General features: G+C 43.9%; 23 protein-coding genes. All 23 read left to right on the top strand.

Translation table 11 applies throughout. The features are described from left to right. Positions 1-7 precede the first annotated feature (7 nt). Entirely contained in the window at positions 8-1,054 is a 1,047-nt protein-coding gene (locus HGJ98_RS10435) for a type IV pilus twitching motility protein PilT (RefSeq protein ID WP_291351119.1), read from the top strand. Then, positions 1,051-2,250, top strand: coding sequence for a type II secretion system F family protein (locus tag HGJ98_RS10430; RefSeq protein ID WP_291351117.1), 1,200 nt, complete (start codon positions 1,051-1,053; stop codon positions 2,248-2,250). Before HGJ98_RS10435 ends, HGJ98_RS10430 begins: the two co-directional genes overlap by 4 nt. A gap of 123 nt (positions 2,251-2,373) precedes the next feature. Next, complete coding sequence (locus tag HGJ98_RS10425; RefSeq protein WP_291351115.1) at positions 2,374-2,862, top strand: type II secretion system protein; 489 nt, start codon at positions 2,374-2,376, stop codon at positions 2,860-2,862. 100 nt (positions 2,863-2,962) lie between these two features. Next, positions 2,963-3,730 carry an A24 family peptidase gene (locus HGJ98_RS10420; RefSeq protein WP_291351113.1) on the top strand — a complete coding sequence of 256 codons (768 nt, stop codon included), beginning with the start codon at positions 2,963-2,965 and terminating at the stop codon, positions 3,728-3,730. Between the two features lie 74 nt (positions 3,731-3,804). Beyond that, entirely contained in the window at positions 3,805-5,238 is a 1,434-nt protein-coding gene (locus tag HGJ98_RS10415; RefSeq protein ID WP_291351111.1) for a competence protein ComA, read from the top strand. 11 nt (positions 5,239-5,249) lie between these two features. Beyond that, positions 5,250-5,810: a hypothetical protein gene (locus HGJ98_RS10410; protein ID WP_291351109.1), complete on the top strand. Its 561-nt coding sequence runs from the start codon at positions 5,250-5,252 to the stop codon at positions 5,808-5,810. A gap of 79 nt (positions 5,811-5,889) precedes the next feature. Beyond that, the gene (locus HGJ98_RS10405; RefSeq protein WP_291351107.1) at positions 5,890-6,474 is read left to right on the top strand and encodes a LysM domain-containing protein; all 585 of its coding nucleotides are present in this window, start codon (positions 5,890-5,892) and stop codon (positions 6,472-6,474) included. A 366-nt stretch (positions 6,475-6,840) separates the two neighbouring features. Next, positions 6,841-7,287, top strand: a complete 447-nt coding sequence (aroQ, locus tag HGJ98_RS10400; protein WP_291351106.1) for a type II 3-dehydroquinate dehydratase — start codon at positions 6,841-6,843, stop codon at positions 7,285-7,287. 56 nt (positions 7,288-7,343) lie between these two features. Beyond that, the gene (locus HGJ98_RS10395) at positions 7,344-8,408 is read left to right on the top strand and encodes a Xaa-Pro peptidase family protein (RefSeq protein ID WP_291351104.1); all 1,065 of its coding nucleotides are present in this window, start codon (positions 7,344-7,346) and stop codon (positions 8,406-8,408) included. Positions 8,409-8,430: 22 nt separating this feature from the next. Beyond that, positions 8,431-8,991: an elongation factor P gene (gene efp / locus HGJ98_RS10390; RefSeq protein WP_291351102.1), complete on the top strand. Its 561-nt coding sequence runs from the start codon at positions 8,431-8,433 to the stop codon at positions 8,989-8,991. Positions 8,992-9,098: 107 nt separating this feature from the next. Continuing rightward, entirely contained in the window at positions 9,099-10,775 is a 1,677-nt protein-coding gene (locus HGJ98_RS10385) for a ribonuclease J (protein ID WP_291351101.1), read from the top strand. A gap of 617 nt (positions 10,776-11,392) precedes the next feature. Then, a complete protein-coding gene (locus HGJ98_RS10380) occupies positions 11,393-13,696 on the top strand; it encodes a bifunctional diguanylate cyclase/phosphodiesterase (RefSeq protein WP_291351099.1) in 2,304 nt (767 codons plus the stop codon). Between the two features lie 79 nt (positions 13,697-13,775). Next, positions 13,776-14,072 (top strand): hypothetical protein, encoded by a 297-nt coding sequence (locus tag HGJ98_RS10375; RefSeq protein ID WP_291351097.1) that lies wholly within the window; start codon positions 13,776-13,778, stop codon positions 14,070-14,072. A 295-nt stretch (positions 14,073-14,367) separates the two neighbouring features. Continuing rightward, entirely contained in the window at positions 14,368-15,432 is a 1,065-nt protein-coding gene (gene spoIIIAA, locus HGJ98_RS10370; RefSeq protein WP_291351096.1) for a stage III sporulation protein AA, read from the top strand. Then, a complete protein-coding gene (locus HGJ98_RS10365) occupies positions 15,432-15,941 on the top strand; it encodes a stage III sporulation protein AB (protein WP_291351094.1) in 510 nt (169 codons plus the stop codon). The genes spoIIIAA and HGJ98_RS10365 overlap by 1 nt, the downstream gene beginning before the upstream one ends. 21 nt (positions 15,942-15,962) lie before the next feature. Then, positions 15,963-16,160, top strand: coding sequence for a stage III sporulation protein AC (spoIIIAC, locus tag HGJ98_RS10360; RefSeq protein ID WP_291351092.1), 198 nt, complete (start codon positions 15,963-15,965; stop codon positions 16,158-16,160). Positions 16,161-16,171: 11 nt separating this feature from the next. Then, on the top strand, positions 16,172-16,558 hold the full coding sequence (gene spoIIIAD, locus HGJ98_RS10355) for a stage III sporulation protein AD (RefSeq protein WP_291351090.1): 387 nt from the start codon (positions 16,172-16,174) through the stop codon (positions 16,556-16,558). 10 nt (positions 16,559-16,568) lie between these two features. Beyond that, entirely contained in the window at positions 16,569-17,741 is a 1,173-nt protein-coding gene (gene spoIIIAE / locus HGJ98_RS10350) for a stage III sporulation protein AE (protein WP_291351088.1), read from the top strand. 13 nt (positions 17,742-17,754) lie between these two features. Then, a complete protein-coding gene (locus HGJ98_RS10345; RefSeq protein WP_291351087.1) occupies positions 17,755-18,333 on the top strand; it encodes a stage III sporulation protein AF in 579 nt (192 codons plus the stop codon). A gap of 33 nt (positions 18,334-18,366) precedes the next feature. Further along, positions 18,367-18,927 carry a stage III sporulation protein AH gene (locus HGJ98_RS10340; RefSeq protein WP_291351085.1) on the top strand — a complete coding sequence of 187 codons (561 nt, stop codon included), beginning with the start codon at positions 18,367-18,369 and terminating at the stop codon, positions 18,925-18,927. Beyond that, a complete protein-coding gene (locus HGJ98_RS10335) occupies positions 18,927-19,499 on the top strand; it encodes a SpoIIIAH-like family protein (protein ID WP_291351083.1) in 573 nt (190 codons plus the stop codon). The genes HGJ98_RS10340 and HGJ98_RS10335 overlap by 1 nt, the downstream gene beginning before the upstream one ends. Positions 19,500-19,611: 112 nt before the next feature. Beyond that, positions 19,612-19,974, top strand: coding sequence for a response regulator (locus tag HGJ98_RS10330; RefSeq protein ID WP_291351081.1), 363 nt, complete (start codon positions 19,612-19,614; stop codon positions 19,972-19,974). Between the two features lie 292 nt (positions 19,975-20,266). Then, a complete protein-coding gene (gene accB / locus HGJ98_RS10325) occupies positions 20,267-22,156 on the top strand; it encodes an acetyl-CoA carboxylase biotin carboxyl carrier protein (RefSeq protein ID WP_291351080.1) in 1,890 nt (629 codons plus the stop codon). Positions 22,157-22,160: the final 4 nt, after the last annotated feature.

Genomic DNA, 22,160 nt, shown 5'->3' with positions numbered 1-22,160 from the left:
AAAAACGATGATTTCACTTCAAGAACTTATGGTCTTGGCTGGAGAAAAAAAGGCCTCAGATATTCATTTAACGGTGGAGAGTCCCCCAGTACTACGGATTAATGGTTCATTGGTGCAACAAGCCATGGCGAAGCTTTCTCAGGCGGAATTAGAGAAATTTGCCAAATCCATGATGAATGAAATTCAGGCTAAACGATTTGCCGAATGTGGTGAATTAGATTTATCCTATAGTCTCCCCGGTGTTGGACGTTATCGTGTGAATATGTTTCGCCAAAGGGGATCTATCGGGGTGGTTATACGCTTGATTCCCTTTGTGATCCCAAGCCCTCAAGACTTGGGACTCCCCCCCGTAAGTATTGAGTTAGCAAAGTTACATAAAGGATTAGTTCTGGTAACAGGCCCCACGGGAAGCGGTAAATCGACAACATTGGCTTCCTTGTTGGATTACATTAATAGCACACGGGCATGTCATATCGTAACCATCGAAGATCCCATTGAATATTTACATCGGCACAAGCTGAGCTTAATCAATCAGCGAGAAGTTGGTAACGATACTAATTCCTTTACGAATGCTCTCCGCGCCGTTTTAAGGCAAGACCCGGACGTGATTTTAGTCGGGGAGATGCGAGATTTAGAAACCATTGCGACTGCCGTGACAGCTGCTGAAACCGGACATTTAGTTTTCAGTACGCTTCATACAAATGATGCCACCCAGTCAGTGGATCGTATGATTGACGTTTTTCCTCCCCATCAACAGCAACAAATCCGTGTGCAACTGGCGGCAGTTCTACAGGGAATTATGTCCCAGCAATTATTTCCTAGGGCAGATGGCAAAGGAAGAGTCGCTGCTATAGAGGTTATGACAGCTACCCCAGCCGTTCGCAGCCTCATACGAGAGGGAAAAACTCATCAACTTCCGACGGTTATTCAAACCAATGCCAAGTTAGGGATGCAAACCATGGATAAGGCAATTATGGATTTAGTTCAAAGAGGTTTAGTAGCTTACGAGGTTGCGCGGGAAAAGTTACAGAACCCTGATAGCTTACGGAGATGAGCAGGCAACGATTCATCTGGAAAGCGGTGGATCTAAATGGAAAGATCCTGCACGGAGTATGGATGGGAGAAAGGATTTCTGAGGTTCAAGCACGCCTGCGGAAAGACGGTTACTTTCCTGTATGGGTACGTTCAACTCTAAATTGGGAGACCTTTTTCTCATCCAAAGTGAATTTTAAGTGGAGTAGCTTCGCCCGCCGGTTATCCACGTTACTGGAAGCGGGGATTCCTTTACTTCAGGCTTTGGATCTGATGACCTTTCATGAACGTAAATTTACTCAAGTCCAGGAACAATGGAATAGTGTTAAGAACCGAGTGGAAACAGGGAGCGACTTGTCAGAGGCTTTAGCGTGCCTTAACCCGTCCCCCAACTCCTTTATGCTTTCGATGATCAAAGCAGGGGAATACACGGGAACCGTCGGAAAGGCCCTTAGTGAAGTGGCGGATGAATTAGATCAAGAGCATGAATATCAACAAAAAATTAAGTCCGCTTTAGCCTATCCCATGTTATTGTTCTCTGCGGTGGTCCTAGTAGTCTACATCCTCTCTGTTTGGGTCCTTCCAATGTACGAAAAACTCTTCCTAAGTGTAGGTGGTGCAGAACTGCCATTTTTGACTAAGGTCATTTTTGCCAGCAGTCAAAAACTTCCCCTCTTCTTGTGGAGTTTGGTTGGTTTGGTTAGTGGGGGTTTACTGATTCTAAAATTCACGAACCAAGATCGATGGAGAATTCTTGTTGGGAACCTGGTAGGACGAAGTCCCTTCATCGGAAAGCTCTACCACTATCGGGATTTTGTTCAGTTCAGTCGTATGTTAGGTCGCTTATTAAGCGCAGGAATTCCCTTACTAGAAGCACTACGCCTCACAGCAGGAATGTTGCGTAGTCCGGAGATGCTGGAGTTAACGAACCAACTCGTATTAAATGTTCGTCAAGGGAAGCGAATGGCGCCTTTGTTGCGTGCCAGCAAAATTTTTCCCAAGGAAGGAGCTGAAATGATCGGAGTTGCTGAGGAAGCAGGGCAGTTAGATCAAATGCTGCAATATGTCACTCAAATGTTCCGCCGTGAACTGGAAAGTAAGCTCGACGGTCTAACCCGAATGATTGGCCCCGCTCTTATTCTCCTTTTGGCTGGGCTAATTGGTCTAGTAGCTGGGGGTGTCATGCTTCCTGTTTTTGATCTTAGTTCACATCTTTAATAACAGCAATCTGAGGCATAATCAAAGGACATACGTCAGAGGCCAAAGGTCAGATGGCGAATTACCTTAGAAAAAGTAAGTGGGCTATGCCCGGTCGTTATGATGTGAAGGAGGTAAAATATGATGAATTATCTCAAGCGGGACAAAGGGTTTACCTTAATTGAAGTATTGGCAGTCATCATTATTATTGCAGGGCTTGCTGCTATTGCGATTCCGAAATTAGCCTCAAGTACGGCAAATGCACGCCAAAAAGCTGATGTGGCGACAGCGCATCAAGTTAAAGCCGCTTTAGATCGCTATCAGGTTGAAAATGGGATGTATCCAAAAAGTACAGAAATATCAGCGAGCGGAGGAACAGTAACAAGTACTAAACTCATTCCTAAATACATAAGTAAGCTGGACAAAACGACAACCCAGCAGGTTGCAGAAGGTAAAGAAGGTTTCGGAGTTAAATCCCTACTTGATGATGGAACAGATGAAACCCTGTTTGTAATAGAAGATGACGAGCCTACGAATATAGTAATGATTTATTTGTTTGGAAATGGATTGGGCGCCGAAGTTCGGGCGTATAATGCGGCTTTAGATGAGGTCCTCTGGACTTCTGCTAACTAACAATATTATCTGCTGCAAAAACTATATACTACCCCCATTCTCAAGTCATCCATGACCATCAGTGAAAATAGCGGTAAATCGATTGAAAAGAGGTACCTCATTGGATTGGATAAGTATAACAATAGGGCTCTTAGGGCTTCTGATTGGGAGTTTTCTGAACGTGGTCATTTATCGTGTTCCTCGTGGAGAATCCATCGTATCCCCGGGTTCTCATTGTACTGCTTGCGGACATGCCTTACGGGCCTGGGAACTGATTCCTGTCTTTAGCTTTATCATTCAAAAAGGGCAATGTCGTGAATGCCACACATCAATTTCTTGGCGCTATCCTGCTGTAGAACTTCTAACTGGCGCCCTCTTCTTTCTTACCGCATCCTTAAGTTTCTATTCGCAAATTTCTTCGGCTCGATTATTCTTAAACCTGGTCTTTGTAGCGGTTCTAATCGTTTTATCCTATATTGACTTTGACACCTTTCGGTTACCGGATGTGCTTACCCTTCCCCTTCTAGGTCTCGGTTTATTAGGTGCCTTTTTCCTTCCAGGAAATCCTACTGGTTGGGAGAGCCTACTTAGTGCCCTGGGTGCAGGCGGTTTATTCTTGATTATTGCCCTTGTTTATCCCCAAGGAATGGGTCTTGGGGACGTAAAGTTGGTTGCGGCAATGGGTGCCTTCCTAGGATTTCCTTCAATCTTTCTAGCAGTTTTTCTTGGAAGTCTTATAGGGGCTGTGGTTGGGAGTTTGCAACTTATCACTGCACAGAAGAGTTTTCGTCAACAGATCCCCTTTGGACCCTATCTAGCGTTAGGGGCGATACTGGCGTTATTATGGGGAAGCCAGCTCTTTGAATGGTATTGGGCGTGGGTTAGATAATCGCGATGCACGATGCACGGGCATGAAATCTAACTAGAACTTCGAACTCTAACCTCGATTTGGGGAGGTGAACCATGAAGAAGAGTTCAGTGGTTTTTGAAATAATGGATTCAGAAATTCGAGCGTTTTGGTTTTCGGTCCCTCGATTTCCGAAACTCGGTCATAGTTCTACCGTAGTCAAATTTGACCGTATACCAATACCGACTGGAATCATCGAACAGGGAACCGTGCGTGACGAAGGCGCCTTGATCGGCATTTTATCAACCTATGGGTCACAGAAACCTGTGAACAATCAGATGGGATATTTGGCTATTTCTCTTCAACAAGGATTTATCCAGGCCTATACCCTCCCTTGGCTTCCCAAACGTGACAGAAAATCTGCCATCTCTTTATTAGTCGATGAAGAGATTTCCATAGCAAGGTCGGATTTGTTCTATGATTTCTTTGTCCTTGGGGAGGAGAAGAACAAAAGCCTGAAAGTTTTGCTAGGTGCGACTAGACGAAGTATACTCGAGCAGTATGCTTTTATCTTCAAAGAAGCTGGCTTTATAATAAGTGGAGTAGATTTTGGCTTGTCTATTGTTGGACAGGCTTTAGGCTTTGAGGCAAATGAAGACGTGCTCTACCTTCAGGAGGAGCCTAAAGGTTTACAATTGGTTTTGTTTAGAGGAACTGTTCCGGATAGTGTTCGTGCTTTATCCCTTCCCCCTTTTGAGGATGGGAGTGAGGAAGCCCTAAGAGAACAGATTGAACTATGGGAAAACGAAATTAAGCGGTTCCTCTTCTACCACCGAACCCAGTACCCGGACCTTAACTTAAGACGCATAGTTTGGAGTGGAAACTCGGTGCTTGATAAGCTGGCTCAGAGGCTATCCGCTTCCTATCAGGATTTTACCGTTCATAGAGCTAGGTTGAAGGATATCCCCGACACATGGCAGAAGGGGATTGGAGAGAACCCTGGGTTTGGTGAGGTCTCGGTTGGGTATGCTCTGAGAATCTCCTCACATCGTCCCGGGTTTAATCTTTGGTGGCAGCCGATTAAAGACTATAAGGTAAAGCAAACCTATTTAGGATTAGCGTTTTTCGCGGTAGCACTTTTCATGGTGGGAACCTTGCTCTGGATCTCCCTCTTACATATGGCATCTCCTTTGCAGCAGGAGGTTGCTCTGCTTTCACGTGAAGGAATAAGGCTCGAGGAGCAGAACGAACTTCAGACTGATCTAGCAAAGGCCTGGAATAAGGTAAGTGTACACCCGGGCGAAATTGGAAAGAGACTCGCCTCGGTTCAAGATTTGGCTGACACGAAACTTAAGATTGAGCAGGTGGGTTATAAACAAGGTATCCTCTCTGTGCGGGGAAGCGCCAATGAGTCCAAAATTGTTCAGGACATGATCCGAAATTTGCGAGACTTGGGCTGGGAAGACCCCGCCTTGTCTAGCTTTAGAATAACGAACCAAAACATGGTCGAGTTCGCCTTGAGTGCAAAGGAAAGCAAAATTAGTGAGTAGGGGCGGTATTTATGGCTTTTTCCTTAAGTGAGATAAAGGTTAAACCAATCGCTAAATCTTCTACAAATCCCCTGTGGCGGCGTCTTTCCCTACGTAGTCTAAGGGGTATCATCGTGGGGGTTTTTGCCTGTGTTGTCATCATGTTTATAATGCTTTGGCAACCTGCGTATTACAGACTAGACTCCTTACGAGAAGAGAAGACTCATTGGGAAAAAGTATTAAAGACGGGAGTAACCTATACTGGCGCCGATATCCCCACGATGGATCAGTTACCCGCTATGATCGAGCTGTGTCGTGGTGAATTTGTAAACCAAGGTGTGGACGTGGTTTCCTTAAATGTCGAGCGTTTTGGGGAGCGGAGAGAAGTTGGAAAAGGTGCAAGTATAGATTACTCTTTAGTTCGCTTGCGCTTACACGGCCAATGGCAGGGGATCGTCTCGGCTCTCAAAGCACTTGAGGAAATGCAAGAGGTAAGCGTTCATGCTCAGGAGGTAGTGTTAGCTAAGGAGGGTGGGGAAGCTCTTCTGCAGATTTATTTTTGCTCAGGAGATTATATGGGGATTGTAAGGTAAATCAAGGAAAGTATTGAAACAATTTGTAACAAGACATTCCCTGTTTTCCATAGTCTAATGGAGAGGAGGGGGATGTGTGATGGGTAGGGAATATTGCATTCAACCCGGGGATAATTTCCATGCCTTAGCTCAACGTTTGGGTGGGACCTGTGAGGATTTCTTAATGGTCAATCCAAATGTTGATCCACTTAGACTTCAAATTGGACAAAAGATTGTTCTTCCCGAATTTAAAGGAAGTAAGGGCGTAGAACAATATGCAGATATTAGTGAGAATGTAGCACATCAGTTTGCAGGGGAATATCTAGATGAAGTTGAAATGGAAGTTGAAGGAGTCCGTGTTCGTCTTAAGCGGATTGGTGAACCTAAAACCCCCCATGAGATTCATTTAATCCTCCCTCGAACTGAGATACGTAAAATTCAGCCAGCAGGACCGTGTGGACCTACAGAAGTACAAATTATGTTGAGTAACTTGAACGTCGTGCTCTCCCCTCGCCTAGTGAGTGGAAATGGAGATAGTGCAGAACAAGGCAAAATGCAGGTACAGACCAAAACCCAAGAACAAACAACTCCGCAGCTATCTCAGCCTCAACAGCAGGAGCAAAGCCAACAAACCCAATTCGGTAATGCCCCTCAATATGGCCAAGGAGCGCAACCGACGTTTTAACAGTTAGGTTGGTAGAGCTAAAGTTTTGAGTGTAGCCAGTAAGTAGGGTAAGTAGGCCAAGGCTATTGTAAAACCCATGTTTAGTAACACGAACTTAAATCAGAAAGGGTATGTAATGAAACCTAATAGTTTCGTTACATACCCTTTTTCTCCATTCATATACTAGAAGCTAAATCACAGCTGATGTGCAAGTTATAAAGATCTCCATACCGCTTCGCGGTACCACTGATGAATGAGCTCAGGATGACAAACCTAAATTATTTTCAGAGCAAATAATTCTAAGTAAAATACTCTCATAGTGGAAAATACTATGCTACAGTAGGAAATTGTGTTAAAATTTTATAGGTGAGTTGAGGAAGTGATTAATTGGGTAAGATATGGGTATTCAATGGTCCTAATTTAAATTTATTGGGTCTGCGTGAACCAGAACATTACGGGTCAAGCACATTGGCAGAGATTGATCAGGAAATGTTAAGATTAACAAATGAGGCAGGAATAAGCGCCGAATGTCGGCAAACCAATCATGAGGGAGTTCTCTTAGATTGGATTCAAGCCTTAACACCTGCTGATTTTTTAATTCTCAATCCTGGGGCTTGGACGCATACTAGTTATGCCCTTCGGGATGCTATTAGTGCAGTGAGAGTTCCAACTATTGAAGTGCATCTATCTAATATACATGCACGAGAAGCATTTCGAGCCAATTCAATGATCGCCCCGGTCTGTATCGGACAAATTTCGGGTCTTGGTGCAGAGAGTTATGAATTAGCGATGCGTTATGCCATCAAACACCAAGTTCGAAACTCAAAGCCCTGAATTTGGTATTTTAACATGAAACTACAACCACGAACAACGAAAAGGGGGAGACATTAATGAGTCGCCTACAACAAATGCGTCAAACGATGCATATGGATAATATAGACGCTTATGTTGTGATGCGCCCAGAAAATGGACGATATCTAAGCGGGTTTTCCGGTGGAGAAGCAACCCTGTATATCACTTTAGAAAAAGCCCTTTTATTAACCGACTTTCGTTACATAGAACAAGCTAAGGCGCAGGCTCCTGATTTTGAAATTGTTGATGCTGGACAACATGATCACTTTACAAAGTTAGCAGAGATTGGGCAAGGGGCTCAGAGGGTTGGGTTCGAGGGGGACTTCATCACATATCTGGATTTTGGCAAACTGAAAAATGCCTTTTCACAAGCAGAACTTTTATCTTTGCCAGACCTTGTTAATTACTTGCGCTCAGTAAAGGATGCTTCCGAAATCGAGCTGGTTCGGCAAGCTGTGAAGATTGCAGACGCTGCCTTTGACGAAGTATTAAAGACCATCGAAATCGGGCAAACTGAGGAAGAAATTGGGCTAAACTTAGAATTCTCGATGAGACGTGCCGGGGCAAGTGGAGGTTCGTTTGACTTTATTGTGGCTTCAGGTATCCGTTCAGCTATGCCTCATGGAACGGCTAGTTTGAAGCGAATTCAATCAGGAGAGTTCCTGACAATGGATTTTGGAGCTATTTATCAGGGCTACTGCTCGGATATTACACGAACCGTGTTTCTCGGTGATCCTGAGGACAAGCATCGCAATGTTTATGAAACTGTCTTGGCCGCACAATTGGCAGGGATTCAAGCAGTTGCACCAGGGCGATCTGGAAAAGAAGTTGATGCTGTAGCCCGTGGGATTATTGAAAAAGCCGGCTACGGAGATTATTTCGGACATGGCTTGGGACATTCCGTGGGGTTGGCTATCCATGAAGGTCCTAATCTCAATAAGCGTGAGGAGCGCATTCTGGAACCAGGCATGCTTATTACCGTCGAACCAGGCATCTATATTCCAGATTGGGGCGGCGTTCGGATTGAAGATATCGTCTTAGTAACTGAAAACGGTTGTGAAGTCTTAACAAAAGCACCGAAAGACTTTATTATTTTAGAGTAAGAATATTAGGGGGAAGATAAACATGATTTCTACAAATGATTTTAAGACAGGTTTAACCATTGAAATAGATGGTGATGTATTTTCAGTGGTTGAGTTCCAACATGTTAAGCCTGGTAAAGGTGCAGCCTTTGTGCGTACTAAACTAAAAAATGTCAAGACAGGTGGAGTCGTTGAGCGAAAGTTTAATGCCGGTGAAAAAGTTGAAAAAGCGCATGTTGAGCGACGCGAGATGGACTACCTCTATAAAGATGGAGAACACTTTGTTGTCATGGATAAGGAAACCTATGAGCAAACCTCTCTGACAGAAGCTCAAATTGGAGACGGTGTTAAGTGGTTGAAAGAAAATATGACATTAGGGGTCCTTTTCTTCGGGGTACAGGTTATCGGAGTTGATCTGCCAAATTCAGTCCAACTGGCGGTTGCAGCGACTGAACCAGGAGTTAAGGGAGATACGGCAACCGGTGGAACAAAACCCGCAACCTTAGAAACAGGTGCTATAGTGCAAGTCCCATTCTTTGTGAATGAAGGGGATGTCCTGATTATTGATACAAGAACGGGAAGCTATGTGCAACGGGCACAGTAGTAACAGTAGTCAGTTGGAGCCTTTTAAATTTAGATGTTCTTAATTTAAACATGAAAACACCTTCAATGGGGCAAAGTAAATCTAGTGCTACATAGGAGGTGTTTTTTGTGTTGCCCAATAAGACGTCAAAGCTTAGTGTAATTCCCCTGGGAGGAACCGGAGAAATTGGTAAGAACCTGCTTGTTTTTGAATATGAGGATTCTATTGTATTAATTGATGGGGGAGTAAAGTTCCCGGATGAAGAACTGCTTGGTATTGACTTAGTAATTCCTGATATAACCTATTTAGAGAAAAACCGTGATCGTATTAAAGGCCTTTTTATTACTCATGGACATGAAGATCACATTGGTGGGCTTCCCTTCATTTTGCCCAAACTGAATATACCTATTTATGGAACTAAGTTAGCCATGGGATTAGTACAGGCTAAGTTTCAGGAACGAACCCCTTACCCCGAAACGTTAATGCACATTCTAGAGCCAGGCCAACCCATCCAAGCAGGGGCATTTCTTGTAGAAACCTTTCGGGTAACTCATAGTATTCCTGATGCTGTAGGGTATTCTCTACTTACCCCAGTGGGGCGAGTGATTTACACTGGAGACTTCAAGGTAGACTACACTCCCATAGACGGTCAGGACATGGACCTGGGAAAACTAGCTGCTTGGGGGCAGGAAGGGGTACTAGCACTGCTCTGTGACTCTACAAATTCAGAAAGACCCGGCGTAACTGTTTCAGAGATGGCGGTTGGGAAGTCCTTGCGAGAGTGGTTCGAACGGGCTAAAGGGAAGATTATTATGGCAACCTTTGCCTCGAATGTCCACAGAATTCAGCAAGCGATTGATGCAGCCTCCGATATTGGACGCAAGGTTTGTGTTGTAGGAAGAAGTATGGAAAATGTCGTTCGAACAGCAACAGAATTAGGGTATCTGAAACTGCCGGATGAGAGCATCTTAGTTCCCAGTGCTGAGGTTGGTAATATGCCCTCTGAGAAATTACTTGTGCTCACTACTGGAAGTCAAGGAGAGCCCCTGGCAGCTTTGACACGAATGGCAACACGGAGCCATCGTCAGATCAATGTACAAGCCGGGGATATGGTCATTATGGCGGCAACGCCGATTCCAGGGAACGAGAAACTAGTTGGCAAGACGATCAACCATCTTTATCAGCTCGGTGCTGAAGTCGTTACTAAGGAAATGGGGCAGGTCCATGTTTCCGGACACGCCAATCAAGAAGAAATTAAACTAATCATTCGTCTCGTCCAACCACGTTTTCTTATACCACATCACGGTGAAATCCGGCATCAAGTTGGATTTAGAAGAATTGGACATTCCCTTGGTTATACTGATCAAGACATCGCCATCACTCAGCTAGGTTCACGTGTTCAACTTTCTCCAGATCGAATGGAATTTGGTGAACATGTTCAAGCAGGAAGTGTCTATATCGATGGGCTGGGTGTGGGCGATGTAGGACAGGTTGTCTTACGAGATCGTCAACAATTGGGGCAAGATGGAGTAGTTGTGGTTGTAGCCGCGCTTTCAAAAGCTAAGCCCTATAAGATAATATCTGGGCCAGATATTATCTCCAGAGGATTTACATTTATGAAAGAAGCTGAAATCTTAGTGGACGGAGCTAAGGTGGAAGTAACGAATACCTTGGAAAGACAACTTCAGAAAGATCAAATAGAATGGGGGGTCTTAAAAGCAAATATTCGCGACAGTCTTGGCAAATACTTATGGGATAAGACTCGGAGACGCCCTATGATTCTTCCTGTATTATTGCACTATTAGAACTAACTTATGGAATTTCCCTGGGTTTAGAGCGCTGCGGCAGAATTGACCGAAGCGCTCTTAGTTTTGCTTTAGACTTTTACGAAGAATACCACTTGCAGTTTTCTTTTGTGGAACTTAAGAGTAATTGCAGGAAAAATGATTAATATTGCAGAATAAAATAGATAAGATATTTGAACGTTAATGCTTTAACGAAAAATACTCAGTTGGCGCTAGTAAAAATCTCAGGCAGCCTTCAGTTGCCCTTTTCATCATCTGATGGTGCTGCGAAGCGGCATGGGGGTCTGCCCTGAAAAAAGGAACCCGAAAGCTCCAAAACAATCTGAAGATTCCCCAGACCCGCAAGCAGGGCAGCTTTGTCCACAGAAGCGAACCCATTGCATGGAGAGGCGGTAAAAGCCCACAAGCCGGTGCGGGGAAACGTAGCCACGGGTTCACATCAGGTACTACCCGGAGGTTTGGCGAAGTCCAGCACCGGCGAGTGGGCGAGCCTCGGAATGCTGCGGTGAGCGGATGTGGGCGAAGCTACCCGACCCAAAGGACCTATTTTCATTCATCAGTGGTGACGCCGCCAAGCGGCATGGAAGTCTGATAGTACAGAAAGGAGTGCTTGGGAAATGAACTATAAGTGGAATTTTAGCCAGGTCACTCCTCTGCGTATTTCCATTCTTTATGGGCTCGTTGGCTGGTTATGGATTCTTTTTTCTGACCGTTTATTAGGAAGAATAGAAACGAATGATCAGAAATTACTTCAGTTATCGACATTTAAAGGTGGACTCTTTATCCTTGTGACGTCAATCTTGCTTTACCTACTTATTCATTACGGATATAAAACCCTCCAGAAATCAGAGCAAGCTCTCATCAAAGATCGCGCAGTCTTAGAGCGCTATCGGCTTTTGGCAGATGAGGTGCTGGATATTATAATATTTATCAGCCCGGAAGGGCAGATTATTGATGCTAATGAGGCGGCAGTGAAGCGATATGGTTATTCTCGTGATGAATTAACGAATATGCCTTTCAGTAAGCTTCGTTTGCCAGAGGACCATTCAACCGTTCCCTACTTTCTCCAAAATGCACCAAAAGGAATGCAGTTTGAGCTGAAGCATATTTGCAAAGATGGAAGTGTTTTTCCTATTGACATCAGCGCCAAGGGCGCAACCTCGAATGGCAAACCAATTATTATTAGTCTCATTCGGGATATTTCCAAACGTAAGGAGGTCGAGGCTGAAGTCTGGTTGGAGAAAGAACGTGCTCAAGTCACTCTAGAGTCCATCGGAGATGCAGTAATCACCACGGATGTTCACATGAACGTAGAGTATATTAACCCAGTTGCTGAGGCCTTAACAGGTTGGTCAAATGCCGAGGCGGCGGGACTTTCCTTAGAGTCGATTTTTAAGACTGTCAATGAAGAAACTGGTGAAGCCGCGGAAATTCCCATTGTCCGCAGTCTTAGAGAAGGACGTGTAGTCTGTCTATCTGATAATACAGCGCTAATAAATAAAGCGGGGGTTACTCTTGCCATCGAAGAATCCGCTGCCCCCATACGTGATAGAGAAAATACAGTTATAGGTGCAGTTCTCGTTTTTCGTGATGTTAGTTATAAGAGAAATCACATGAAAGAACTTGCCCATCAAGCCCAACATGATGCCTTAACTGGGCTTCCTAATAGACTCCTGTTTAATGAGCACTTAAGGCAAGCAATTGCACAAGCCAAGCGCAAAAAGGGCAAGTTAGCGGTTATGTTTTTGGATTTGGACCGCTTTAAGCTCATTAATGATACCATGGGGCATAACCTGGGGGATCAACTGCTCATTCACGTTGCTGAACGGATTCGTCAAACTTTACGTGAGGGAGATACCGTTGCTAGGCAGGGCGGAGATGAATTCTTGGTTTTACTACCGGAGATCAGGGATGAGTTAGAAGCAGCTTCAGTATCCGAACGAATCTGTGGAATCTTTGCTCAACCAATTATATTAGAGGGCAATGAAATTTACATAAGTGCAAGTATTGGAATTAGTCTTTATCCGACTGATGGGAATGATTTAGAAGCCTTGGTGAAGCAGGCAGATACTGCAATGTACTATGCAAAGGAGAAGGGACGAAACAATTGTCAGTTTTTTACTGCTGGACTTAATATTAAAGCTAATCAAAGGCTTTCGACGGAAAACAGTCTTCGTAAAGCCTTAGTCCGTGGTGAATTTGTCCTCCACTATCAACCCCAGGTGGATTTAGAGAGTGGAGTCATTGTGGGACTGGAAGCCCTCATACGCTGGAATTCTGTCGAGCTCGGAATGGTTTCTCCAGAGGATTTTATTTCTATCGCTGAGGAGACCGGCTTGATCGTACCAATTGGAGAGTGGGTTTTACGTACAGCCTGTGCTCAAAATAAGCTCTGGCAAACTCAAGGATACGAGCCTGTGCGTATGTCGGTAAACATTTCCGCTAGGCAATTTCAAGAACCGAATTTTATCAAGTTGGTACAGCAAATTCTCGAGGAGACCGAACTAGATTCACGCTGGCTGGAACTGGAGATTACCGAAAGCATTGCCATGGAAAAAGGTGAAACCACACTGGAAATGTTGAGTGCCTTTAAACAGTTAGGCGTACGAATTTCAATCGATGATTTCGGAACGGGCTTTTCCTCACTAAATTATTTAAGGCGCATGCCTATCGATACCCTGAAAATTGACCGATCCTTTATTAATGATATCAGTACCGGAGAAAATGGGGAGGAAGTTGTCACAGCTATAATCCAGCTTGCTAAAAACCTACACTTAAAAGTTATTGCAGAAGGGGTAGAAACGATCAACCAACGAGCCTTTCTCAAAGACAGATTGTGTGACGAAATGCAAGGATACCTATTTAGTAAAGCGGTCCCAACGGAAGAAGCCGAAAGGTTATTTGTTCGGACTTCCAACTAAACTAAACACGGATGTCGTTCTTTTAAGCCGGGTACATGAGTTGTCATGTGCCCGGCTTTCTTCATTGGAGAAGCGACGCGTGCGATCAGTTGCTAGGAAGTGGGCAATCAGGAGAGGAGAGGGTCGCGAGCACACTTGTTCAACCATGCGTTCGTCGTGCCAAACTAGGGCTTTAAATCCTGATGAAAGCGGGCAGGGTTCCCGACCAAAGCGACATCCTTGTCGCATGGTCGGCGGAACACGTCCGTGTGTTCCGCCCTGCTTTAAGAAAGTCAATTTAAAGCCGAGTTTGGCTACGACTCAAGCAAAGGTTTCTCGCCGTGTGATCGTGACCATTGCTCTGCAAGTCCAGAGCCGTCCCTCATTTGCGTACTAGTTTCTGGTCTGTTTTGCCGTATTACTCCCCCCGGCGACTCCAACGCCAGAGGAAGTTTCTTAGCTTAGAGAGCACGATTAGTGGAATTGCGTCAATGAGCGCAGTTGATCAGGCGTGAAGAACCGCAACTGTTCACATGCAGAAAGCCCAGAAGTTTTGCGGTTTAGCCTGAGCGACAAGCGAATAGCAATGGAACGTTGTGCGAACGTGCTAAGAAACTTCCTCTCTTTTTACAAAGGAAACATGTCTAAAACCAAAAGGTTGGACATACCTTCTAACAAGGGGGGGCATTAAAGTGTCGCTACATTATACTCTATCTGTTGTTCAGGAACCAAAAGTTATGTCAACCTTACTGAAGTCAATCCCTCCACAAAAGAATGGGAGTCATCCTGAGCTTAGCAAGAGCGCAGCTTTGTGGACAGACATGGCTAAGTGGTTTGGGGACGACATACGTTTCATTTTAGTCAGCCTTAAGGGTGTGGATTATCAGAAGATCGAAGAGCTGCGCTTAAGAGTGGGTAAGCCACTCTTGCTACGAACGTTAGACAGAGATCTTTTTATCAATCAGGAAGGTGAGATAACAAGTCCCAATAATGCCTACTTCATAAAACATGAAGATTTGGCCTGTGCCCTTGAACGGATGACCCATAGCTCGGTTTACGCAGTTGAAGAGGATCTCAAGCAGGGCTTTATAACCCTTCCCGGAGGGAATCGAGTAGGTGTAGCAGGTGAAGTAGTTCTGCAGCAAGGTAAAATTCAAACAATGAAGCATATCTCTTCTTTAAATCTACGTATTGCAAGGGATATTCCTGGATTGAGCCAGAAGATCTTGCCATTGCTACTTAGTATGGCTGGGACAGTTTATCATACCTTGTTGATTTCCCCTCCCCGTGCTGGTAAAACAACTCTCTTGAGAGATCTTATTCGTTCGATCAGCAATGGAGTTCCTCAAGTAGGATTAAACGGGCAGACTGTTGGAGTTGTGGATGAACGTGGAGAACTTGCTGGAATGTGGCAGGGGGTTCCGACCTATGATTTGGGATATCGGACAGACGTTCTGGACGGATGCCCAAAGGCAAGTGGGATGAGTATGCTGGTGCGTTCCATGTCCCCTCAAGTGTTGGCTATGGATGAGATTGGGCATGCCGACGATGCTAACGCTATAACGGATGCTTTACGTACGGGGGTGCAGATTCTAAGTACGGCTCACGCCAGCTCGATTGAGGAAGCACGGAGTAGACCTGTTATTAAACATCTCTTAGATCAAGGAGTGTTTGAACGTTTAGTTGTCTTAAGCAGACGACATGGACCTGGAACGATAGATGGAGTTTATGATCTGAGAACAGGGAGGATCCTGTGATGCTGGTACTAGGATGTATTGCGCTCATTGCTGGGTGTGGATGTTTGGGACTTTGGTTTGCCCATCGAATACGACGACGACCTTTAGAATTGCGAGAATGTTCGATGGCCTTAGCACTTCTAGATACTGAAATAGTCTGGGGAGCGACTCCTTTGCCTGAGGCATTCTGCTTAGTAAAAGAACGGACAGATACACCTTGGCAAGGCTTTTTTGAAGAACTCCAGGAGCGATTGCAACGGGGGGAGTCAGCAAGTACAGCTTGGAAAGAGACGGTGATAATTCAGAATGCACACTTTTGTCTAAAGCCAGAGGATTGGCAGATAATCGCTGATGTTGGAAAAGGATTGGGACGGTCTGATCGGACGGAACAGCACAAGCAGATCGAACTTGTTCAACGGCAACTTATTTTAATGAAGGAGCAAGCGGAAATTTGGTCAGGGAAACAAGCGAAAATGTGGTCGTATCTAGGATTTCTTGGTGGAATTGCAGGAGTGCTCGTTTTGATTTAACCAAGGAGAGGAGTTGGGTTAATGAGCTTTAACTTAATTATAACAGTCGCAGGTATTGGTATTTTGGTAGGAGTATTAGCAACTGTCCTAAATCAATCCGGGCGCAGTGAAATGGCTCAGGGTGTTACAATCATGGGTGTTATAGTGGTTCTCTATATTGTAGTACAATCAATAGCCGAATTATTTACTTTGGTTAAGAGTGTTTTTAACCTTTATTAGGGGGCTAAAGCGTGGAAATTTGGCAAATCGTGGGACTAGCCCTAATAGTTACCGTGCTTGGTGTAGTTCTTAAGCAGATTCGACCGGAAATTGCCTTACAACTTTCAATTTTAGCAGGAGCATCCATCTTTATTCTTGTTATTAGTAAAATCAGAGTTATTGTGGATTTGCTTCAGACTCTTGCAGACCAGGCCAATATTAGTTCTTACTATTTACTTATCATTCTAAAAATTGTCGGTGTCGCCTATCTCGCCGAATTCGGTGCTCAAATTTGCCGGGATGCGGGAGAAAGTGCCTTAGCCACTAAAATTGAACTAGCGGCAAAAGTCGGGGTTATTCTCATAGCGATACCTATTATTGTAGCCATTACAGAGTCACTGGTACGACTCGTTCCGTGAGGTGATGTATTTGCCACGATTCATGGTCAGTTTGGTACTATTAGTTTTCATCTTTAGTGGGACAACTTCGACGGTTTTAGCAGAGGAGGTTGCCCCTCAACCCTTGGGACAGGTCGATCTTTTACAAGAGGTCGACTTGAGTCAAATGCGGGGCTTTCTGGAACAGTTGGATAGCGACGTTCAGAAAGCAATGCCAGGTTTTTCTTTAGTACGAACATTTGAGGATCTTAAGAGTGGAGAGCTGAGCCTAAAACCAGAAAACTTGGGAAAGACGTTCCTTTCCGTATTAGGTCATCAAATTCTAGGGACTGCACCCTTGATTGGAAAACTACTCATGTTAGCTGTACTAGGTGCCGTACTTGGACAACTTCAAGTTGCTTTTGGGGGAAATGTCGGTAAAATTGCCCAAGTCATGACTTATCTCGTCCTTTTAAGCTTAGCTATAACCTCCTTTAGAGAGTCTTTGAATATTGCTACAGGAGCTATTGATCGAATGGTCGGTCTCATGCAAACTATGTTTCCGGTTATTTTGACCTTACTAATTACCATGGGGAATCTAACCAGCGCAGCATTGTTTAAACCTCTGATTATGGGTAGTTTGACAGTATTAGCAACGATTATTAAGACGGTTATATTGCCGCTTTTTTTTCTAGCAGCTGTTCTTAAGCTTTTTAATCATATCTCGGAGCAATTCAAGCTAAGCAAACTGGCTGGACTGTTTGAATTCGCTGGTAAGCTTTCCTTAGGTGTAATTATGACCGTATTTATCGGAGTCATGACAGTTCAGGGGGTAACCGGAGGGGTTGCCGATAGTGTCGTTTTTCGGACGGCCAAGTATTCTGCCGATTTAGTTCCTGTGGTAGGCAAGTTTTTTAAAGATGCCGTTGAACTAGTGATTACATCAGGACTGCTTATGAAGAATGCCGTGGGAATCATTGCCTTAATTGCTATCATTATTATCTGCTTAGGGCCTCTGGTAAAAATCTTAGCAATGATCCTAGTATTTCGCATTTCTGCTGCACTTATAGAGCCTCTTGGTGAAAAGCCCCTTGCAGATAGTCTTCAAGATATGTCAAAAAGTTTAATCTTCATATTGGTCACGGTTGCTTCAGTAGCAATTATGTTTTTTATGGCTGTAGCCGTGGCAGTTGGGACGGGAACCTTTTCAGTGATGTTGCACTAAGGAGGAGAGTGCCGTGCAGACGTTACAAACACTTGTGCGTAATTTGGCATTAATTTTATTACTAGCTACTTTTTTAGAAATGCTTTTGCCTAATAAATCCATGCGCGGGTTTGTTCAGATGGTGATGGGACTATTTGTGATCTCGGCGATTCTCACTCCAATTACCACGTTTCTACATACTCCATTGTCCATGGATATTCCAGCTTGGACTATCACAACTCCTCAGGATTTACCAGCAATAGCCGTCGAAGGCCAAGGGGCCCAAATTGGGAGGGATGCTGTTCAGGAACAATATCGTCAGATTCTAATTAACCAAATTAAAGCGCTAGCTATGGGAGTTTCAGGGGTTGGAGATGCGGAGGTTGAGGTTCGATTTGAAGAGGGTGCAGGAGGAATGATCGACCAGCCTAGGATTAACGAGATACATGTCTCGTTAACGTCTGCCCAAGAAATTCAATTAGTAAAACCTGTAATTATTGGGGAAGCACAGGATACAGTGGGTATACATTCTCCAAAGGCAGAAGAGGTGAGAGAACGAATTGCAACCTTTATGAATTTGGCTAAAGAGAAAGTCTTCGTTCAAGAAAGCTAAATAGTTGTGGATAATTTGGGAGGAGGTAAACTTGTGGATTGGATGAAAAAGATTTCATCGGATAAACTTTTGGTAAGCTTAGTCTCTCTTGTAGCAATAGGTATGGCCTTTATTTATCTCGGAAAGGGACCTGGATCTATTCAGAGCCCACAAACAGAAGCTGCGACAACAAGTATTTCAAGTCCAAGTACAAAGATTGGTGTTTTAGAGAAGGAGTTAGAAAATAAACTGCAAACTAATATTCTGATGATGGATGGGGTAGGCAAGGTTCAAGTTTCTGTAAATTTTTTAACTGGGCTAAAGAATGAGTATGTTCGAAATAACAATGTCACTAAACGAACAAATAAAGAAACTGATAAGACGGGTGGTACTCGTGAAACGACGGAGATTACAGAAAATCACCAAGTTGTCATGCCCAGTGGTTCCGCCCAACCAGTTATCGTGATGGAAGATCGTCCGGAAATTGGTGGAGTATTAATTATTGCTGAGGGGGCACGAGACCCAAAAGTAAGGGAAGGGATTCATACAGCGGTTCAAACCTTATTGAATATTCCCAGCGCTAGAATTACTGTCGTACCAATGGGTGGAGCATGATGTTAAAGCATATAAGCAGGCCGATCCTTTTATTGGTTGGGCATAAATCTAAGTTATGGATAATAGGCATTATTGGACTTGTAGCTTTAATGGGAATAATTGGTGTGAGGTTCATCACCTACGAGCCCCACGCGTATCTGTCAAGACAAGCAAGTTTACCTGTTAATGCTCAAGTGGTCGATCCCTCAATTCAGTTTGAAGTTGAAACTGTCAAACCTAATGACGCAGGGGGAGATTATTTCGTCAATTATCGCTTAAAACGAGAACAGCTTCGCCAAGAGGCAAAAGCAATGCTTTCAAAGTTGCTGGACTCGACCGTTGAGAAAAGCAAAGCACAAGCACAAGAGAAATGGCTAGAACTCAGTTCTAAAATACAAAGAGAAGAAGAAATTGAAAATTTACTTAAACTAAAAGGGTTTGAAGATGCAGTGGCAGATGTTTTTCCTGAACATGTCACGGTGATTGTCTATGCGCCAACACTAACTCCTCATGAAAGGGATCTTATACAAGAAATTGTGGTTCGAGTAACCAATGTTAGCTTAGATAAAATTACAATATCATCTAAGAAATAGGTATAGTTCAAAAAGTTCTATCATTATTAAGCAGGAAAATGACTCTGTCAAAGCGAACTACTTGATATAGTAGGACGAAAGTCCCAGGACGAGAGGGTGGGAGACACTGAAAATGAGCAAAATTCTCATTGCTGATGATGCGAGTTTTATGCGTCTAATGATTCGTCAGATTCTTGCTCGGCAGGGTTTAACCGACATTATAGAGGCTGAAAACGGTCGCCAGTCAGTAGAACAATTTAAGTCGATTAAACCAGACCTAACGCTGATGGATATTACCATGCCTGAACTTGATGGATTAGCGGCTCTTAAGGAGATTTTGAGCTTTGATCCGATGGCTAAAGTGGTTATTTGTAGTGCTGTGGCTAATGAAAACATTGTTCAGGAAGCCTTGAACCAGGGTGCAGTTGACTTTGTGGCAAAACCGTTTCAACCTGAGAAATTGCTTAATACGGTGGTTAAACATCTAAAGAATTGAACAAAATGAATAGTCCCCACTTTGGAAACAATAAAAGCTGTTACCTTTTATGATAGGAGACAGCTTTTTGAATTGCCAAATTTGCTATATTAGGCAACATAATTAAACCATGAATACTTAAATAGTGATCACAATAAGGTGTTTATTGTATACTTAAACTCATTTTGTTGAAAAAGACTAGGTACCCCCATATAATAGTACATAGCTGTTTCATTATATAGAATAAGAAGTGAGAAGCTCCCATTATAGAAACTTACAGAATGGGCGCATATAAAAAGAGGGGATGACGGCAGTGAAACCAATTAAGATTACAGATACGACGTTACGAGATGCTCACCAAAGTCTTTGGGCGACTCGGATGAGTACAGAAGATATGCTGCCCATCCTAACTGAACTGGATGAGGCAGGGTATTTCTCTCTGGAGGTATGGGGAGGAGCCACCTTTGATGTGTGTCTGCGTTTTTTGGGTGAAGATCCTTGGGAACGTCTAAGACAAATCAAAAGTCGCGTCAAAAAGACGCCCTTGCAAATGTTGCTGAGAGGCCAGTCTTTAGTCGGTTATCAGCATTATCCCGATGATGTTGTGCGCGAATTTGTGGAATTGAGTGTTAAAAATGGTATCGATATCATCCGGATTTTTGACGCGCTTAACGATGTTCGAAATATGGTTGTTCCCATCGAAGCAGCCAAAAAGTCAGGAGCCCATGTTCAGGCATCCGTTGTTTATACGATTAGTCCTGTGCATACCACAAAACATTACTTGGAAACAGCTACAGCACTTGCTGAGCTCGGCGCAGACTCCCTTTGTATTAAAGATATGGCCGGATTGCTTACTCCGATTAAGGCTTATGAACTAATTTCATTGTTGAAAAAAGAATTAGGAATTATGATTCATTTGCATAGTCATTATATTGGTGGAATGGCTGTCGGAACCTACTTAAAGGCAGCTGAAGCAGGGGTGGATATCGTAGACACCGCCAGTGTTCCCTTAGCCTTTGGTGCAAGCCAGCCTCCTGTCGAAACCGTGGTTCGGGCCTTTCAAGACACCGAATTTGATTCAGGCTTAAATTTGAAAAAACTGTTTCATATAGCAAAATATTTCGAAGCACTGCGTAAAAATCGTGGCTTCGAACGTGGTATCACTCGGATCTCGGATATGAGAGTCTTTGAACATCAGGTTCCAGGAGGAATGATCTCCAACCTAGTGTCTCAATTGGAAGAACAAGGGGCCTTAGAACGCATACATGATGTCTTAGAGGAGATCCCGAAGGTCCGCGCAGAATTAGGATTTCCGCCCTTAGTAACCCCTACCAGTCAAATAGTAGGGACACAAGCAGTATTAAATGTCCTTAGTGGGGTAAGATATAAATTAGTGCCAGGTGAAGTCAAAGGCTATGTGCGTGGATTATATGGCAATCCTCCAGCGCCGATTAACACCGAAATTCAACACAAAATTATCGGAGATGAAGAACCCTTGTCTGGTCGTCCGGCAGATAGTTTAGAGCCTGGTATGGTGAAGGCAAAGCTCGACAGCATTGAGTTAGCTCAATCTGCAGAAGATGTCGTGAGTTATGCACTTTTCCCTCAGATAGCTAAGAAGTTTTTTGAAGAGCGAGAGCGTGGAGTTGTATCAAAGTTGGAAACAAAAGTGGTCAAGGAAACACGGACTACTTTGTTATCTAAGGAGGATTCGAAATTGAATTTACAAGAAATCAAAGAATTAATCCAAATTATAGATGAGACAGAAATAAGCGAACTAAATCTTGAAAGCGATGGCGTAAAAATTGCAATTCGCAAAGGACCAGGTATCATTACAAGTGTCCCAGTTACCGCCGTTGCCCGGCAAGAGGTGAGCCCAGTAGTTACCACAAGCGAGCCTGGTCAATCAACTCAAAAGCTTGAGACAGCCATCAAAGCGGCGCCGGAACCTGTGATTAGCGCGAATACCGAAACTATTACATCTCCCATGGTAGGGACCTTCTACAGCTCACAATCCCCTGAAGCGCCTCCCTATGTAAAAGTTGGGCAGCATGTTGAAGTGGGTCAACCTGTTTGTATCGTTGAGGCCATGAAACTTATGAATGAAATTGAGTCCGAGGTTGAAGGGAACGTAGTTCAAATTCTTGTTGAGAACGGTCAGCCTGTAGAATATGGTCAGCCGTTGTTCGTCATTGAAAAATAAGGAG

It is taken from the genome of Desulfosporosinus sp. (assembly GCF_014237355.1).
Lineage (GTDB): Bacteria > Bacillota > Desulfitobacteriia > Desulfitobacteriales > Desulfitobacteriaceae > Desulfosporosinus.
This window is presented reverse-complemented; position numbering and strand designations above follow the sequence as displayed.

Excerpts from the sequence above, each read along its gene's own strand:
- HGJ98_RS10405 (WP_291351107.1), top strand. The coding sequence starts at position 5,890 with ATGGGTAGGGAATATTGCATTCAACCCGGGGATAATTTCCATGCCTTA.
- HGJ98_RS10330 (WP_291351081.1), top strand. The coding sequence starts at position 19,612 with ATGAGCAAAATTCTCATTGCTGATGATGCGAGTTTTATGCGTCTAATG.
- HGJ98_RS10395 (WP_291351104.1), top strand. The coding sequence starts at position 7,344 with ATGAGTCGCCTACAACAAATGCGTCAAACGATGCATATGGATAATATA.
- HGJ98_RS10380 (WP_291351099.1), top strand. The coding sequence starts at position 11,393 with ATGAACTATAAGTGGAATTTTAGCCAGGTCACTCCTCTGCGTATTTCC.
- efp (WP_291351102.1), top strand. The coding sequence starts at position 8,431 with ATGATTTCTACAAATGATTTTAAGACAGGTTTAACCATTGAAATAGAT.
- HGJ98_RS10425 (WP_291351115.1), top strand. The coding sequence starts at position 2,374 with ATGAATTATCTCAAGCGGGACAAAGGGTTTACCTTAATTGAAGTATTG.
- HGJ98_RS10410 (WP_291351109.1), top strand. The coding sequence starts at position 5,250 with ATGGCTTTTTCCTTAAGTGAGATAAAGGTTAAACCAATCGCTAAATCT.
- HGJ98_RS10365 (WP_291351094.1), top strand. The coding sequence starts at position 15,432 with ATGCTGGTACTAGGATGTATTGCGCTCATTGCTGGGTGTGGATGTTTG.
- spoIIIAC (WP_291351092.1), top strand. The coding sequence starts at position 15,963 with ATGAGCTTTAACTTAATTATAACAGTCGCAGGTATTGGTATTTTGGTA.
- HGJ98_RS10335 (WP_291351083.1), top strand. The coding sequence starts at position 18,927 with ATGTTAAAGCATATAAGCAGGCCGATCCTTTTATTGGTTGGGCATAAA.
- HGJ98_RS10430 (WP_291351117.1), top strand. The coding sequence starts at position 1,051 with ATGAGCAGGCAACGATTCATCTGGAAAGCGGTGGATCTAAATGGAAAG.
- HGJ98_RS10435 (WP_291351119.1), top strand. The coding sequence starts at position 8 with ATGATTTCACTTCAAGAACTTATGGTCTTGGCTGGAGAAAAAAAGGCC.
- HGJ98_RS10415 (WP_291351111.1), top strand. The coding sequence starts at position 3,805 with ATGAAGAAGAGTTCAGTGGTTTTTGAAATAATGGATTCAGAAATTCGA.